The sequence below is a fragment of the Scytonema sp. HK-05 genome (genome assembly GCF_963872035.1).
Classification (GTDB): domain Bacteria; phylum Cyanobacteriota; class Cyanobacteriia; order Cyanobacteriales; family Nostocaceae; genus Kalymmatonema.
The window spans coordinates 13034-30036 of record NZ_CAWMYC010000139.1; the positions used below are offsets into that span (position 1 = coordinate 13034).

11 protein-coding genes are annotated in these 17003 nt (G+C 44.1%); 3 read left to right on the forward strand and 8 right to left on the reverse strand.

Annotated features, from left to right (window positions below; genetic code table 11):
- Nucleotides 1–146: 146 nt before the first annotated feature.
- Nucleotides 147–1346 carry a DUF4159 domain-containing protein gene (locus AACT52_RS31540; protein WP_073634581.1) on the reverse strand — a complete coding sequence of 400 codons (1200 nt, stop codon included), beginning with the start codon at nucleotides 1344–1346 and terminating at the stop codon, nucleotides 147–149.
- A gap of 375 nt (nucleotides 1347–1721) precedes the next feature.
- Between AACT52_RS31540 and AACT52_RS31545 the strand changes: the two genes are divergently transcribed.
- The gene (locus AACT52_RS31545) at nucleotides 1722–2081 is read left to right on the forward strand and encodes a hypothetical protein (protein WP_073634582.1); all 360 of its coding nucleotides are present in this window, start codon (nucleotides 1722–1724) and stop codon (nucleotides 2079–2081) included.
- A gap of 168 nt (nucleotides 2082–2249) precedes the next feature.
- On the opposite strand, the gene AACT52_RS31550 is transcribed toward AACT52_RS31545, so the two are convergent.
- Genes AACT52_RS31550 through AACT52_RS31560 form a run of 3 tightly spaced genes read right to left on the reverse strand, consistent with a single transcriptional unit; the run spans nucleotide 2250 to nucleotide 5913 of the window.
- Nucleotides 2250–3284: a phage tail protein gene (locus AACT52_RS31550; RefSeq protein ID WP_073634583.1), complete on the reverse strand. Its 1035-nt coding sequence runs from the start codon at nucleotides 3282–3284 to the stop codon at nucleotides 2250–2252.
- 11 nt (nucleotides 3285–3295) lie between these two features.
- On the reverse strand, nucleotides 3296–5491 hold the full coding sequence (locus AACT52_RS31555; protein WP_073634584.1) for a putative baseplate assembly protein: 2196 nt from the start codon (nucleotides 5489–5491) through the stop codon (nucleotides 3296–3298).
- 2 nt (nucleotides 5492–5493) lie between these two features.
- Entirely contained in the window at nucleotides 5494–5913 is a 420-nt protein-coding gene (locus AACT52_RS31560) for a GPW/gp25 family protein (RefSeq protein ID WP_073634585.1), read from the reverse strand.
- Between the two features lie 409 nt (nucleotides 5914–6322).
- On the opposite strand from AACT52_RS31560, the gene AACT52_RS31565 reads away from it, so the two are divergent.
- Both AACT52_RS31565 and AACT52_RS31570 read left to right on the forward strand, forming a co-directional pair.
- Entirely contained in the window at nucleotides 6323–6646 is a 324-nt protein-coding gene (locus AACT52_RS31565; RefSeq protein ID WP_073634586.1) for a hypothetical protein, read from the forward strand.
- Nucleotides 6647–7466: 820 nt separating this feature from the next.
- The gene (locus AACT52_RS31570; protein WP_073634587.1) at nucleotides 7467–11774 is read left to right on the forward strand and encodes a two-partner secretion domain-containing protein; all 4308 of its coding nucleotides are present in this window, start codon (nucleotides 7467–7469) and stop codon (nucleotides 11772–11774) included.
- A gap of 475 nt (nucleotides 11775–12249) precedes the next feature.
- Here AACT52_RS31570 and aroQ read toward each other — a convergent pair whose 3' ends face one another.
- The 4 genes from aroQ to AACT52_RS31590 form a co-directional block, all read right to left on the reverse strand.
- Nucleotides 12250–12921: a gamma subclass chorismate mutase AroQ gene (gene aroQ, locus AACT52_RS31575; protein WP_073634588.1), complete on the reverse strand. Its 672-nt coding sequence runs from the start codon at nucleotides 12919–12921 to the stop codon at nucleotides 12250–12252.
- A 616-nt stretch (nucleotides 12922–13537) separates the two neighbouring features.
- Nucleotides 13538–14164, reverse strand: coding sequence for a DUF4142 domain-containing protein (locus tag AACT52_RS31580; protein WP_073634589.1), 627 nt, complete (start codon nucleotides 14162–14164; stop codon nucleotides 13538–13540).
- Nucleotides 14165–14212: 48 nt separating this feature from the next.
- On the reverse strand, nucleotides 14213–16135 hold the full coding sequence (locus AACT52_RS31585) for a VgrG-related protein (protein WP_073634590.1): 1923 nt from the start codon (nucleotides 16133–16135) through the stop codon (nucleotides 14213–14215).
- Nucleotides 16136–16334: 199 nt separating this feature from the next.
- Entirely contained in the window at nucleotides 16335–16988 is a 654-nt protein-coding gene (locus tag AACT52_RS31590; RefSeq protein ID WP_073634591.1) for a CIS tube protein, read from the reverse strand.
- Nucleotides 16989–17003: the final 15 nt, after the last annotated feature.

Here is a 17003-nt window from a genome sequence, read left to right on the forward strand (position 1 = left end):
ATGATAAGTAATCAACCGAACCTAATATTAGAAGGGTTTTAGCTGTAAGTTGACACATATGAGCATTTCCCAGCCCCTACAAAAATCTGTGGTTCAATTAGCTGAAAATTGCTGTAAAACAAAAACTGAAACTGAAGATATTCATTTTACCACAAACCTGAATAATCCTCTTGTTGCAAACCAATTAACTGTCGCCGTCTCCAAGCATATTGAAGAATATTAATCCCTAACTCTTGAGCGGTGCGAATGTCAAATCGAGATAGAGTCAAGTCTTGATCGAGTCCCCAAGACATTGCTAAATCTCCAATAACTAAAATAATTCCTCCTCCTGAAAACATCTGAATCGGTTGTTGATTGACTATTGGCAAACCAGCAAACAAGAAAGGTTTTGTCCGTAAAGGATGACTTCGACGCAATTCTTCCAAAGCCTTTAAAGGATAATCTAATTGTTGAGCCAAGGTTTGAGTACTCTCAATTAAAGCTGAAGCATCTAATGATGCATCAACTAAAAGGGTTCCACCTTTATCTAAGTATGCTTTTAAATTGTCAAATTCACGACTATTCAAAGCTAGTGCTTGTTTACCGGTTAGGTAAAGCAAATCATAATCCAGGAGGTATTCTTCTAGAGAAACTTGACCAATATCATCAGAGCCTTTTAAAGAAGGGTAAAGAACTTCTACAGACTGTTGCAAGTATGAGAGGTTAAAAAAGTTACGGCTATACTCAGGGTCGCTATGACTGACTAGAGCCATACGCACGATCGCCTGAGGACGTATCTGAGCATGAATGCGGTAACGCAAGTCTACATTGTTATATCCTGGGTAAAAAGCGTCTGCAGGCTGAGTAATCGAAACTGGACCTGGTTGCAAGAAAATCCGACAAAGTTCTATCTCTGTAGGTTCTGGTCGTTGACGTTTTTCGTCTAAACGAAAAGTTTCTTGAAGATATTCGCTTTGGTCTTCACGCTGCAGTTGATCCGGGTCTACATAGCTTACCACTAAATAAACCATAACAGGTTCAGCATCAGGAACTTCTGTCGCAACCCGAAATTCAAGCGCGTTTGGTACAACAATCACATTACCAGCAACATCAATTGCAACACCAGGTTGGATTTCTACCCAACGATTGTCTCGATATTCTGCTTTATACGAAGATGGGGGAGCAATAACTCGAACACCCAAGCCGCAGACAATACCTGGTTGATGCAGTGACTGATAATGAACATTTTGCCGCAAACGATGGTATTCATGTGCCTTGCGCCAGCGTTCAGCATTAATTAATAAACCATCTAAAGCTTGAAGGCGTGTTAAAGGTTTGATAGGTGGGGGTGGAAAAGGATGAGTCATGATAGTAGAAAGTAGAAAGTGAAGATAATAAGCTGTCGGACATTTACAGCTATTTTCAGGTAAATAGACCACATTTGGCGTAGGGGCACAGCATTGCTGTGCCCTTACAGTGTGGTTCAAATAGGTGAAAACGGCTGTAATATCAAGTTCGGATGATTAGTTATCATTGCAGTTCTCGCGTTACCCCTCCCCAACCCTCCCCTTGCTAAGGGGAGGGTGCGCGATAGCGCGGGTGGGGTATTTCGGGATTTATAAGTAATTAAGCGAACTTGATATAACTTGCACATTGCATAAAGATGTAACTTTTGTGGGGTGGGCATCCTGCTATATGTGTCAAATTAAGGTGAAAACCAGTATAGAAAAAGCTTTAAGAGATTGCCTCGTTCCCAGCCTCAGGCTGGGAATGCCTATTGGGAGGCTCTGCCTGCCTTAAGAGCGTTACTAGCCGCTTCAATTGCCTTTCCAGGTGAAACCACCCTTCGGGTATGCCTTTCCTTCGGAACGCTGCGCGTTGGCGGAGCCTGCGCTTTGCGCTTACGCAGTCCCCGCTTGTTAGGAAACCCCGAAGTTTGCCCGGAGCCAAACCAACGCCAGTCACCTACGGCGGGAAACCCGCCTGCATGGCTAGCGCTCCTCCTTGCAACTTCTCTCCGCCTGCTTTCTCTGTCTTACCGCGCCCGACATTTTACAAGGGTTTTAAGTAAGTCGGCGCAAATAATCATCACTGGTTTGTAGTAGCGCTTTAGCGCTGTTCGCGCAGCGTGGCGTCAGCCATAGCGCTACTACGAGCCAAATACAGAGATTTTACTTTTCTTTACATAGTTTGGTTTTTTCTTGCCGACTTACTTAGCTTAAGTTGACACCAATGGCATCCTGCCCGCCCATGTTATGTAATTTAAAAGTCTATTCCTGCGAAGGACGTTCAATAAATAATTCGTAGGTGCAAAAAGCAGGTTTTTCTTGATCTATGATGCGTCTAATAAGTGTTTCGTCTATGGTCTTGCCATCAGTACGTAAACGTACAATAAAGTGGTAAGGTTGTCCACCTCCTAAGACAGTATTTTCTCCTAAGTTTGCTGACGATAATATAAAACCTTGGCTAAAGGGTTCTGTAATACTGATATGTTTATCAGCTTCTTGCAATATATCTTCATCTAAAGGTAAACCAGTATAAAGATGTAAATAAAGACGCAACCCTTTGCGAGTTCCCCGCCAGCTATAAAGTTCAATAGCACGCCGAATCAAACGACGCTGCTGGGGTATACCCCAGATTGGATCGAGTGGCCAAGCTACCCAGTAAGCCAAAAAGGGCAACAAAGCCGTTGGTGCTGTCAAGGGATCTAGGTTTGCCCACATGATCTTAAAGTTTTGAATCACCGGCTCAATAGCTTGTTCAAATATCTGCATGAAGCGACTCATAAAGTCAACTTCCCGATAAACAGCCGGCAAAAAACTCATGTAGGCAGTGTAAGGACGTATGTATAAAGCAAACTCTTCTTGCTGAACTTGTTCTTGCTCGGTATCTTCCTCAATGTATACATCAATTAGGCAGCGATAATTAAGGAGCAATCGATCTTGTGTCTCTGCATTGATTGCTTCCTGATCCTCGAAAAATGTCGCAGGAACAAAAAAATAAAGCACAGCTTCCATCTGTGCTCCAGGAGCAATCTGGCTGTCCTCTGTAACAACTTGGCACCACTCAAGAGGAAAGTTTCCCTCAACTTTCAAGCTCAACTGCAAGGTGCGTTGTTCCAAATTCTTCACCTGCACAATCATCTCACTCGGCTCTCCAGGGTATACAAGTAAACTCTTTTGAGCTACTGATTCTATACCTATGCCATCTGGAACCAAGGCTGGGTCTACAAAAGGCACAGCTTCAGGAACTCGCATTGGGGTTATTTGAATACTTACAGGAGGGTTAGAGCGAGTTTTGAGCATATTATCATCCTTCAGGTAGTAATCAGAGTGATATCATGACCCGAACGCAGATTTTTATCAGCCCAGGAACATACTAAATCTTGCGGTCCCAAGTTAATAAAAGGTTCTGGATCTTTTTCACGAATCCAAGTTGAGCCTTGCTTGCGTATTGAAAATAACAAAACTGCGCCTAAGTAACGAACACCAGGGATTTGTTGCAGTAATGCTACAATATCTGAAGGATAAACGGGTCGTCCAAAAGGCCAACCTTTGCCTTCTGGCCCTCCAGTTAAGGGATTTAAATATTTATACAGAAGGACACGCAGTTTCAACAGAATCTCCTGCTGAGCAGAAGAATGTTGGTAGGCTGGTTCGAGAGCAACTTGTACTCGTATAGAAACGCCCACATACTTTGGTTCCTGAAGTTGCACCTGTACACCCAACAACCGCCTTTCATCTAAGTAGTGCAAAACTTTCTGTCGCACTGCTTCTTCTATAACAAACTGTTCTGGGGGTATCCCTTCTCCTTGAGCAATTCCATCCAAATTTGCTTGTGGGACAATCAGCAAACGTATGTTACCTGCATCACGCGAAGAAGTCGGTGTTATACAGTGAACTCTTGTGATCGCCCCTGGAACAGCCCGTTGAGCCATAACTTCAAAGTCTTCAGCAGTGACAACGCGATCGCGAGTCCGCAGTATTTGTGGAGCCCTCAAGACAGCCCGATCCAGTGTCTCACCATCAGCACCATTACGTGCAGGGTTATGATTGTCCACCCTAGCAACATAAGGAATAGCAGTTCTTAAAAACTGGAGTGTACCACTTTGAACATTGCCCTTGCGACCACCACCGATGCGATAAGCAATCATTCTAATCTCCGATCCGCGAGGAGGAATTGCCCCGTACTGGTAGTCCAGCATTTGCGGATCAATATCAATATTATTGTTTGATAATTTAGAATGTGCTCGCTTTGACTGCTGTATTCTTGAGCGAACTTGCGTTTGGTGGCTCAGAGAATTAGGTTCGCGAATTAAAGGACCAAATTGCACTTCACCAGTAAGAGAATCAATTGTGTAGTGAAGAGATCCGGGAGCCGAATCTGCAAAATCTGTAACTTCGTGCCACTTTTGCGGCAAACCACCAGGAGGCGTCACGACTATGAACTCATCTTCTCGACGGTCTAAAATTGGAGAGCTTTGTAATTCAAAAGCTTGACCTGGCGTACCATCACTTATCCCCAAGACTTCATCCAAAATAAGAATACTTTGACTTGCACCCGCAGTGCCACCAACAGCTTGCACACTTAAGCCTATGATCCGTGGAGAATTAGTATAACCCGGTTGATTAGTATTTGGAGTTGTCAAAATACAGCGGAGCCAGCGGCCTCGATAAGTCGTAAAGCTCGTCACGGGCCACTTTTGAGGTACATGAACAACAACATCTGCGCCTTGAGCAGGATTGTGTTGCTCATAAAAACTGAAGCCCCGAGTTGCATCATCATCTTCTCTTAACAATACTGGTTCCCACTGTTGACCATCCCATGCCTCCCATCGACGCGGCGGTTGATTAGGGTTGATACCAGTGGATGTAGCAGCAGCCCCTTTAAACCTAATTTGCATGACGTTGCCGTCTAAAGGATCTTCTGAATCCAGTACTAGATAAAAACAGTTACCTGGTTTTGGTTGCTCCTCAAACAGAGGTTGTTCGCGACCTCCCCATTCTCCATTTGCCTGGCGAGTCCACTGGTTGGTGACGCGATCGCGCAGACTTGCAGGAATCTCATCAACTGTCTGCGCAGTCAAAAAGTGTTTTAGAATCGGTCTACCAATGACCAAAGGGCGATCGGTGGTGAAGACAATCGCTTCATTCTCTTCTGTGCGGTCTGTTGCAACTTCTATCCCAGAGGGAATTGTGTAAGCTCTTTCTAAAGCAGTGCTTAAATAGAAGGTTAACTCTGTTTGGGCTGGGACTGGTGGCTGAAGGCGAATACCTAATAATTCTAGAAAAGCTACATAATTTTTACGAGGGACTTGGTTAAACCTGAGCAATAATTGGTCACTTATCCAAGCAAATAGTTCAATCAGTGTAATCCCAGGATCGCTCAAGTTGTGGTCTGTCCACTCCGGACAGTAGCGCGGGATTCGCAGAATGCACTCTTCTACCAACTCATCAAAAGTGCGATCGTCTAAGTTAGAAGAAGGCAACTTAGGTAAAAAATCAAATTCCACAGTTACTCTTCCTCCTCTGTGAGTAGATAAAAAGGATAAACAAAGTTGTGAATATCTTGATAATTTTTCAAACGATAAGTGATAATTATGTCTACTCTGCCCCGCACAGGATCAGCTTCTGTTATGACCCGATCCAGCAAAATGCGTGGTTCCCATTTTTCCAAAGCCTCTCGAACATAAAGGCGAATCTCTAACAAAGTGTCAGTACTCATGGGTGCAAACATCAACTCCGACAAGCGCGATCCAAAATCAGGACGATAGACCCGCTCACCTAGTTCAGTACGCAGAATAAGCCAAATAGATTCTCTAACCTTTTGTGCTTCAGAGCGAAGTTGTATTCCTCCCTGTACATTTAACTGCAATGGGAAAGCCCAACCTCTTCCTAGATACTTTTGTTCCTGGTCATTAACCGCCTCTGGCATTTAGGCAGCCCTCATAATAAGTCTGTACACCCTTAAGACTAACGAGTTTGAGAATCTCAGCCTATTCGCCAAAAGTCGAGAATCAATCTTTCTAGGTTCTTGACTTTTGTGACTCACTATGAAATTAACAGTTTAGAGATGAGTCAAGTATAAGTGACTTAACTAAACAGTAACCAATATATTTCGGTTAGTGATGTTTCCACTTTATGAGATCCCCCAACCCCCTTAAAAAGGGGGCAGATAGTTCCCCCCTTTTTAAGGTTGATAGTTAGCGGTGCTGAGGTAGCATCCACAATACTTAAAAAAGGGGCAGATAGTTCCCCCCTTTTTAAGGGGGGCTAGGGGGGATCAAGTACTATCCGAAAAGTATTGAAACAGTAACCACTCATTCACTATTAGGCAAAAAACCATGATTATGAAGATGCGCTATATTCTACCCATAGCCCTCGCTCCTATTCTCTTTATCCCCAAGATTGCTTCTGCAAGTGAACTTTATCACCAGCAGTCTGCTCAAGAACAACGTATTTTTGATGGTGTGCGAGAAGGTCAAATCACACCAGATGAGTTTCATCATCTAGAAAAGCGCGAAGCATCTGTCAACGCTCAGCGTGTTGAAGACTTAAGAAAAAATGGAGGATTTTTAACTCCATACGAGAATCAACATCTCAATCACAAATTGAACAAGATTTCTCATGAGATCCATAAAACTCGAGATAGCGGATGGAGTTATTAAATAAGGAAAAGTAGCAAACATACCGTTGGGAAATTTTCTATAGCACTCCTAAATCATTTGTAAGAAGTAGGAAACCCACTATCTCAAAGATAGCGGGTTTCTGGACTCTGATTTACTTAGTACAGGATTTCACAAGTTCGTAACGAATTAATTTCAGAAAGGCTCTGCGTTACTTTGCGCTTTCCTCCGCGTTCCTCTGCGTTTCAAAACGCTACGAATTAATGCAAAACTGTACTTAGCGATCGCCGTTCTGTTCTTATTTGTTCGTCCCGGTAGCCTTTCGCTCGATTCTTTTCTATTTTAATTATGATTGTCTAGAGCCAAAAAATTAAGTAATATCAAGTTCGCTTAATTACTTATAAATCCCGAAATACCCCACCCGCGCTATCGCGCACCCTCCCCTTAGCAAGGGGAGGGTTGGGGAGGGGTAACGCGAGAACTGCAATGATAACTAATCATCCGAACTTGATATAAATTGCTTGATTGACAAAAAACATACAATATTAATTTGTAAAAAATAAGACTTCTGAGATATCCTCTAAGTTCGACTTTATCCAATTAAGCAGCGTAAACCTTGTTATTTGGCAAAAGTTGTAGCTTTGTGCCAAAAACTTTTTCTTACATCACTAATTTTGCCGAGATTGAAAAAGTCAAAGTCTAAATTCCATAAGGGTTTTAGCGTATGCAAGCGCGTTGCTGGAAAATGGATAAAGTCGAGCTAAGGAACGCTCAAGCTGGTGTTAATAAAGTTGAAGTGTTTGTAACAAACACTAAGGGCATCGCTACTATTGTTTAAGCTATGTTAAGCAGCGCCTGAGTTGTGGTTAGGGATGCGGAGGGCAAAACAGCTTTGATGAACGGGTGGCATCTAAAATCATGGTTTTTAATTGGCAGCGCCTTGAGTGTGGTGATGTGTGCATTACCAATCGCAGCTCAAGTCGTTCCCGATAACACACTGCCAAAAGCAGAGCAAACGCAAGTCACAGGCAACCCCAACTTCCAAATTGACGGTGGAGCAAGGCGGGGGGGCAATCTGTTCCACAGCTTTCAGCAGTTTTCCGTACCCACCGGAGGTTCTGCCTTCTTCAACAATGCAGCAGATGTGCAAAACATTCTGACCCGCGTCACAGGTGGGTCAATTTCAAATATTAACGGCTTGATTCGGGCAAATGGCACGGCAAACCTGTTTTTGATTAACCCGAACGGAATTATCTTTGGAGCCAATGCCAGCTTAAATATCGGTGGCTCATTTGTGGCGAGTACAGCCAGCAGCATCAAGTTCGCGGATGGCACCGAGTTCAGTGCTGTCAACCCCTCCGCTTCTCCCTTGCTGACCATTAGTGTGCCCATTGGCTTGCAGTTCAATGGTCGGCAAGGAGACATTGTGCAGGGTGCTCCTGAAAAGCCATTGAATGAAGTGGGCGATGCGGGTCAACTTTTAGATACAGCCCAGACAGTTGGCAACGCGCCGGATGGCACAAGCTTTAACGCAATTTCTGGCAATATTGACAATGCCAACGATGTTGACCTGTACCAAGTGTACCTGAAACAAGGAGTGCCCTTCCAAGCGAGTACGGTGGGTAGTACGAACCTGAATACCCAGTTGTTTTTGTTCGATGGCAGGGGCGTGGGCTTGTCCAGTAACGATGACATAATTGACGGAAACGTCCAGCAATCTACTGTACCCTTGAACAAACCCTTCACGTCTGCTGCCTCTGGCATCTATTACCTGGGCATTTCCCTCTTCCCTAATAACCCCCTCAGTCCACAGGGCTACATCTTTGGCGCATCGGGTGAGCCTAACGGTCCCGGCTCCGGGTTACCCTTGAGTGGCTGGGATGCCAATCCTAACGGCTCTGGCAGCGGTACTTATACGATTACTCTCACCCCACAACCCTCTCTTCAGGTTCAACCGGGCAAAACCTTAGCACTTGTGGGCGGCAATGTCACAATCGAGAGGTCTTCTTTGCAGGCTTTGGGTGGTCGAATCGAGTTGGGAGGAGTAGCTGGGGAAGGAATGGTGGGGCTGAATGTTAAGGGCAACAACATAAACTTGAGTTTTCCCAATGATGTAGCGCGAGCCGATGTCTCGTTAAGGAATGGTAGTGGCATTGACGTTAGGGGAGCCAGTGGCAGTATTAGAATGCTTGCCCAAAACATTAATATTTCCAAAAGTTTACTTAGGATGGGGATTCCCAACGATTCGAGGTTACCTGATAGCTCAACCGAAGAGATGGAGTTGAATGCAACTGGCTCTATCACACTCAGCCGGAGCCTCTTGGAAAACAGGTTACTTGGAGTGGGAACTCTTGGTAGCGTCAATCTAAGTGCGGGCGATCGCATCTCTTTGGATCACAGCGTCTTGGAAAACAGGTTACTTGGAGTGGGAACTCTTGGTAGCGTCAATCTAAGTGCGGGCGATCGCATCTCTTTGGATCACAGCGTCTTGGAAAACAGGTTACTTGGAGTGGGAACTCTTGGTAGCGTCAATCTAAGTGCGGGCAATCGCGTCTCTTTGGATGAGGCTGCTGTATACAATAGGGTGCAACCAACTGGCGTGGGTAACGCTGGCGATATCAACATCACTACGGGTTCTCTTTCTCTCACCGACGCTGTGCTGCTTTCCGGGACGGCTGGACAGGGAAATGCAGGCAATGTGAATATTAATGCCCGCGATACCGTTTCTTTTGATAGCAGTAAGATATACAATGTAGTGCAATCAACTGGTGTCGGTAATGCAGGCGAGATCAACATTACTACGGGTTCTCTTTTTGTCAGGGGTGCTGGTGCTAAACTGACTTCCTACACGCATGGACAGGGAAATGCAAGCCGTGTGAATATTAATGCCCGCGATACTGTCTCTTTTTTTGATAACGCTTCTGTATCTACTGCTGTGGCATTAACTAATGTCGGTAATGCTGGCGAGATCAACATCACTACGGGATCATTTTCTCTCACCACGGGTGGTCAGATATTTTCCTTGGCGCAACTGGGAAATTCAGCCAATATAAATATCAATGCCCGCGATACCGTTTCTCTCACGCAGAATGCTTCCTTGTCTTCCATCTCGGTTGCACCGAAAGATTCAGGTAGCGTGAACATTAATGCTGGCGATAGCGTCTCTATTGATGGCGATTCCAACATCCAGACACGACTGGGCTGGAATCCATCCCTGACTCCGGAAGAAACTGATATCGGTCATGCTGGCGATATCAACATCACCACAGGGTCGCTTTCTCTCACTAATGGCAGTTACCTGAATTCCGACACGTTAGGACAGGGAAATGCAGGCAGTGTGAATATTAATGCTCGCGATCGCGTCACCATAGATGGTGAGGGCGACCTGATATACGGCATTGCTCGAAACACCAGCGGTATCTCCACACAAGTGGTTTCAGACAATTTTTTGCGTCATGGCATGGGTCAAGGCGGAGATGTGAGGATCACAACTGGCTCGCTGTTTCTGACCAACGGGGGTGGTGTGAATACCTCTACGCAGGGATTGGGAAGTGCCGGTCGCGTCATCATTAATGCTCGTGACTCTGTACAGATTAGTGGCACAGCCCCTATTCTTAACTTCCCTAGTGGGGTGACGACCTCAGCGGAGTCAGGAGTGGTGGGAAGCGGAGGAGATGTCATCATCAGCACAGGCTCACTGTCTGTTTCTGACTCTGGCACAATCAACACGAATGCACAGGGGCAAGGCAAAGCAGGAAATATCCAGATTCAGGCGAAAGATGCCGTCTCGTTTGATGGGGCAGATGCCATCAGCACGCTTGACTCTGGGGGAGTGGGTAGGGGCGGCGATATTGATATTACAGCGCGATCGCTCTGGTTGTTCAATGGCGCTCAACTTTCCGCTTCCACCGCTGGAGGTGGAAGCGCTGGTAATATCACCCTTAGTGCCGACACGGTTGGCTTGAGCGGTGGCGGACGAGTGCTGACCACAACTTCGAGTAACGGTCGTGCGGGTGACATCACCGTGAATACTCCGGATTTGCAACTATTTGGGGCAACCAGTGGTCTATTGGCTGGAACCACTGGTGTCGGAGATGCAGGTAACTTGACCATTCAACCACGGGAGAACGGGCAAAGTGTGCGGGTGAACCTGCAAGAGGGCGCACAAATCTCTGCTTCGACCTCTAGCAGTGGTCGAGGTGGAACGTTGGCGATCGCAGCCCCAGAGTCGATTACTCTTACCGGGAATGGTTCGATTATTGCTGCAGGTACCGATGGCGGTGGTGCAGGTGGTAACTTAACTTTACGCACAGGCACCCTCGGCATTCAAAACCAAGCAGAAGTGACGGTTAGCAGTTCGGGTACTGGCAGTGCAGGCAACTTGTTTGTCGATGCCAATCGCATCTTTCTTAACAACCAGGGCAGAATTCGGGCAGATACTTCGGGCGGTGGCGGGAATATTAATTTGCTCGCTCCCCTAATTCTGTTACGAAACGGCAGTAACATCAGCACCAACGCCACAGGAAACAACATTCCCGGTGGCAATATTAAGATTGATACCCGGTTTATCGTGGCTGGCAGGAATGAAGATAGCAATATCAGCGCCAATTCACAGGATTTTCGCGGCGGCAATGTCAGCATCAATGCCTATTCTATTTTTGGCATTCAACCGCGTCTTCAACCCACCCCCTTAAGCGACATCACCGCCACGGGAGCGAACTCAGCTTTAAATGGTACAATCAATGTCACCACAGCAGGAATTGACCCGACTTCTGGTTTAGTTGAATTACCGACTGAATTTGTAGACCCGTCGCGGTTGATTGCTACTGGCTGTCCCGCTAACGAAGGCAACTCATTCATTATCACTGGTCGGGGTGGTTTACCTCCTACTCCTGAGCAGGAATTAGACGATGATGCTGAGTGGGAAGACCGACGTAGACTAACAGTTGGGAAGCATTCCCCACAGCAGCCCACACCCCACAGCCGAAACATTGACACCCCAAATCGTTCGGCAGATCTCACGGCTTTTCCCAAATCCTATACCCCAATCATCGAAGCAACCGGATGGCAGAGAACTCCCAGTGGAGAAATCATTCTGGTTGCTACCACACCAGATCCAACGGTGCAGCATCCGTTAAAGGAGGCAGTTAACTGCCAAGGCAGGCAGTAAACTGTTTACAGCGCTTTTCAAGTAAATAAACCACTGGGTAGGGGCACGGCATTGCCCATTGGTGTCAACTTAAGCCAAAATTCTTCTAAAATCTTGGACGCGGTGGTCTAAGTACAAGATTGCACAAGTTCATAGCGTTATAGTTCGTAGTTGCGCTTTAGCGCTAAAGCGCAACTACAACCCCTTATTGCGATATGAATTTATGCAAAGCTGTACTAAGCAGGAAATGCGGTTTAAGCGGCTAGTAACCCAAGTAAGGGAGGCTGTGCCTCCCAATGGTATTCCTAGCCTCTGACTGGGAACAAGGCAATCTCTCAAAGCATTGCGAACGAGCGCTTTCACCTTAAGTTAACACCTATGGGTATAGAACAGCTCTTACGAAAATCTGTGGTTCAATTAACTGAAAATAGCTGTAATTTACCATTTTTTGTATTAGACTCAACCGAGAACCGCTATCTTGCAAGGTCTGAGTTCTTTACCCATCAAATCTGGAAATATCTTGGCATGAACTACCTTTGAGTTCTATCAAGGGTGCAATAGCAATACGGCGCACTGTGTTATCAATCCCATCTCCACGAAGAATAATCTGGGCACGTGACTGAATTAATTGCTGTAATGTCGGACAACTGAGGGCTGGAGAAAGCGGTGCTAATGCTGAGAGAATTTCTGGGCTTAACTTATCCAGTGATGGTCTCAATGTCTGGTTCAAGTCAGGCACGTTATTAAAAAATTGGATACCTTCCCTTTGCCAGGTTTGAAAATCATCTACTTGGAGTAGCTTTCCAGCAAATATCTGCCATTGAAAAAAGACTGCGACTGCATCAGGATCAAGACCATAAGCCGATGCCTGATTCCGAAGCTGTGCCAGTAACTCCTGTTCGCGCTCAGGAGCTTCAATGGCACTGTTGTTATTCCATTTCCATCGGGCAACATCATTCTGGATCAACAATCGCTGGCGTATCAGGTTCAGTAATTTATCTACCTGTTGCTGGTAGCTTTCTACCCTAGAGGCTTGGAAATCTACTAATTGCATTCCCTGAGAGTTTTCTTTGGGCTGTCCAAAACTTGGCTTATCCGTCAAGAGCAGCCCAAAAGTAATGATAGTTACCTGCAATAGTAGAAGTTTCTTAAAAGAATTTAAGTTCATTGTGAGTAATCTAAAACCTTGTACTAAATAACTAAAGCTTGAACTGAGATAAGACCTCTTGCAAAAGCCGAAAAGTTGTGGATGTCATTCTGAGCGAAACGCAGTGTAGCGAAGAATCTCGCGAGATATTTCGCTTTCCTCAACATGGCATCTCAAGCATTTTTGCAAGAGATTTATAGATGAAATTTTTGTTTAGATGTCCCTAAACGCTTTGCTGTACAAAAACTTCAACTCTTGACTATTAAGTTTACAGTTGCCCGGTCATCTATAAAAAATGGTCGTCAACATTTTGTGGTTGGTAATTTGTATGATTCTCATGTCTTGAGAACTTGTTCAAACATCAGTTGGAGAACCTTCTAAAGGGGATGATGCTCCTGGTCACTTTGCTGTGTAGTACTACTTCTTTGCAGCCGCTTACAGCTATTTTCAGTTCATTGAACCAGAGATTTTCGTACGGGCACGGACGGCAATTCTGTGCCTCTACCCGGTGGTTTATTTACTTGAAAAGCGCTGTAAGTAAAACTCCACCATTTGCTACGCGCCTCACCACCCAGTCGTACAGAACGATGGTTCTGACTCCTGAGTTCTTTCTTATTAAAGCTTGAATGAAATAGGGCTACTTATTCATTCCGTTATCATTCCCTACAATAGAGCGTGCCATTTGTAAATGCTCTTCAACTGTTGGCACAATCTTTGCAGCCCAAGCCTTTAAAGCTGGGTCTTCACCCTGCTGAGCTTCTTGCTCAAATAAGGACAGAGTCTTTATATGAGCTTCCACCATATTATTCATGTATGTTTGGTCAAAGGCAGAACCTGAAAGTTTTGACAGATTTGTTAACGTTGCTTGATTTTGCTTCCCTATACCTGCTGGAAAAGTAATATTCTGTTGCCTAGCTAATACTTTGAGTTCGTTATATGCCTGCGTATGGTCTTGAACCATACGCTCAGCAAACTGTTTTACCTCTGTTTTACTTGCTTGCTTCAATGCCAGTTTTCCAACTTCTACTTCTGCTAAATTTCCTTGGGCTGCTGCGGTTACAAACTGTTTGTCAAATGAGTTAATCGCATACAAATTCGGCTGTGTTATATGTTGACCATACTTAGTTGTAACTTGAGAATTAGGACTATCAAAAGCTAATATCCTCGTACTATTAATAGTAGTGATAGATACAGCCAAGATTGCACTAAAAAATCCCAGACTTATTAAACGTTGTGTCCGAACCCGTTTAGTAAAAAAAGACATATATATTCTCCTTGATTTATACCTTTTAAAGAGTGAAGACCACTTTTTTTACCCGAGTGGTACGCCATTAACTATCACAATAGGAGCTACCATAGCAATTGATTCAGCTTCCATAGTAATTGATGCAGCTTTCAAGTTCATCTCAAATGCGGCAGTAATAGCAACAGCAGCTTCTGCATTAATAGCAACAGTACCTTCCGCGTTTATACTGACTTCCGCTGCTGCTTGGATATTGATGATACCCCCTGCTTGCAAGGTCACTGTCATTGCCTCATCATCAAAAGTTAGGTGTTGACCTCTACTAGTTCGTATTTCAATTGACTTTTGAGGAGTATCATTTAAGTTAATCTGGTGTCCCCCAGAAGTTTGAATAGTGACCCCTTTTGCAGAAGGCGAGTCTTTCATGCTTACATGATGCCTACCAAAGGTACGGATATAGACCCCAGCACAGTTCTTGTCTTCAGTCCCACTCCCTAAATCCTCTTCTACAAATTCAATAGTATGACCTCTACGAGTTTTAATGGTTCGTAGCCGCACTTTGCCGTTGTGAATCGTGTCCTTTACTGCTTCAGGTGGAGTATCCGGACCATTCCAAACCGCACCAATAATATAGGGTCGCGTGATATTACCGTGTTCAAAACCAACTAGAACTTCGTCCCCTATTTCAGGCAAACAGTAAAATCCTCGGTTTTGCCCAGCACCAAGACCTACCACCCTAGCCCAATTACTGCTGTCTTTCTCGTTAGACAACGTAGGAAACTTTACCTTAACCCTACCCATGTTCTGCTTGTCATGATTATCAGTGACAATACCAGTTAAGAAAGTCTGTGCTGGTCGTAGACGTACTGGTGGGGCTATAGTTGTTAGCAAACTGTTGCTGCGTAGCCCCCTCACGCTAAATTCAGTTTTATAAACTCTTTCCCTATAGAGGTGGCGTGTTTCAGTGACATAATAATCGCCACTGAACAAGTCACCAATTCCCTCCAAACTTATAATTTGTGCTGGACGGATTTGAGGATTCCCTTCAGCTCTTCCATCTGCACTAATAAAGTCCCCTCCCAGCTCATTACACAAAGCTTGAGCGATCACATCTGCTTGCTGTTGAGTGGACACAGGTTTATCTACAACAATCATTTCGGGAGGTTGCTTAAGATGAAAATCACTACTAGTGCTACTCCCTTGACCAATACTAGTCTTAGTAACAACTTTTTCTGAGCTAGCTGTTGAGATTATGGGTTGCTTTTTCGTGTAGTCCCAGCTGCGTACTTCTACACTCTTTACCTGCTGAGCACTTGTGGCGCGAGGGTGAAAATGAGTAATATCGATTAACCATTTTAGCTTTAGAGAAGGTTTACTAGAGGGTGTGCGAAAGTTTAACTTATTGTCTTGAACAAAGAGTTCCATGCCATTAAGGGCAGCCAGTTCGTGTAAAAACTCCCAATTCGTTTGATTTTCTTGAAACAGATAATCATACGGCACACCCTTGTTATCCACCTGATCAACTTTTATCCCCACTTCTTGTGCAATTTTTTTAACAATTTCCCCAGCAGTCTGGTTTAAAAATGAGCGATTGTGACGACCGTGATGCAAGCGATGAGCAGTATCATAACCGCGAATAATAATGGGAGCATCGGATTTATCTGTAAAAGATACTTCGATCGCTACAATTTCACCCTTCTGAATTAAGTAATTTTGTTCTTCCTTACTAAATTCCGAAGACTTGGTTGTACTAGTAGCAAAACCAATATCTAAGGAATCACCAATTTTAAAATACTTCTCATTTTTCCAAGGTTGTTTGTCCTCCTGATCTGCCGAATCATAAACATTATGTACTACTAACGTAAACATTGATGGTAAATGCAAACTTTCTTCTACAGATATCTCTATTATGTCCTCAACTAATTCAGGAGGAGCAGGTTTACCATTAATTTTTAGCAATGGACGAGACAAATAAAGACTTTGATTAGACATAACTAGCAATTGTGAATGACAACAATGAAAAACTAAGTTATTTGAAGCAAAGAAACATAATTTTGTGTGATTGGTGGTTAGAGTTACTATTTATTAGAAAAAACAGCATATTAATATTTATTTATAAGATGATATTTTTCCGTACTAACCTATTCACTTGAAGACAGGTTACTCTTTTCCAACTCAATCATTAACTCAATTATTTTTTCTTTTTAAGTCCAGCATTATTCTTATTTATTACACCTTTACTTCCACTTTTAGGTGTGCTTCCTCTTTTAGATCTGCTTCCACTTGTAGAGGCATTTGGTTTCTTCAGTGGAGAGAGTCCTCCTTGGCGAGATTTGGTACTGCTTGTGCCCTTGCCCTTTATACCTGGTAAATTTGTTGCATCAACTTCTTGTAAATCTATGTCTACTAAAGCCCGCACAGGTGTGCCATTAGGTAAAAACATGGTGAAGGTGTAAGTTAACTTAGTCATTACACAGTAAAAATACTCTATACCCCCCCAGGACAATATATAAATAGGCGGGCGTTTGTTGTCACCATCTGGGCCACTTACACCTTTTTTAATATTTTCGATAATATCGCTCAAATTTTTCCCAGTAGGATCTTGGCCTTTAGTTTCATAAGTATCAAACACAAGCTTGTTAAGGGATAAACTATAAGGATTGATTCCAGAAAAATTTACTTTAGGTAGCAGACCATGTCCCCTAGCACCGCTGTCATAATCCCAACTAGATGACCTTGTGAAACTCATTTCTGTGGGATTAAACATAAATTTAATATCTTTGGCAGATGGATCTGACAATGGGTCACCAGAAACTACCTTTAGTATTGCTTTTTCAAGTGGCATTTGAATACTTCTCCT

Bases quoted from the DNA above. Each gene is read 5' to 3' on its own strand.
- AACT52_RS31540 (WP_073634581.1), bottom strand. From the start codon at position 1,346: ATGACTCATCCTTTTCCACCCCCACCTATCAAACCTTTAACACGCCTT.
- AACT52_RS31550 (WP_073634583.1), bottom strand. From the start codon at position 3,284: ATGCTCAAAACTCGCTCTAACCCTCCTGTAAGTATTCAAATAACCCCA.
- AACT52_RS31560 (WP_073634585.1), bottom strand. From the start codon at position 5,913: ATGCCAGAGGCGGTTAATGACCAGGAACAAAAGTATCTAGGAAGAGGT.
- AACT52_RS31565 (WP_073634586.1), top strand. From the start codon at position 6,323: ATGATTATGAAGATGCGCTATATTCTACCCATAGCCCTCGCTCCTATT.
- aroQ (WP_073634588.1), bottom strand. From the start codon at position 12,921: ATGAACTTAAATTCTTTTAAGAAACTTCTACTATTGCAGGTAACTATC.
- AACT52_RS31580 (WP_073634589.1), bottom strand. From the start codon at position 14,164: ATGTCTTTTTTTACTAAACGGGTTCGGACACAACGTTTAATAAGTCTG.
- AACT52_RS31585 (WP_073634590.1), bottom strand. From the start codon at position 16,135: ATGTCTAATCAAAGTCTTTATTTGTCTCGTCCATTGCTAAAAATTAAT.
- AACT52_RS31590 (WP_073634591.1), bottom strand. From the start codon at position 16,988: ATGCCACTTGAAAAAGCAATACTAAAGGTAGTTTCTGGTGACCCATTG.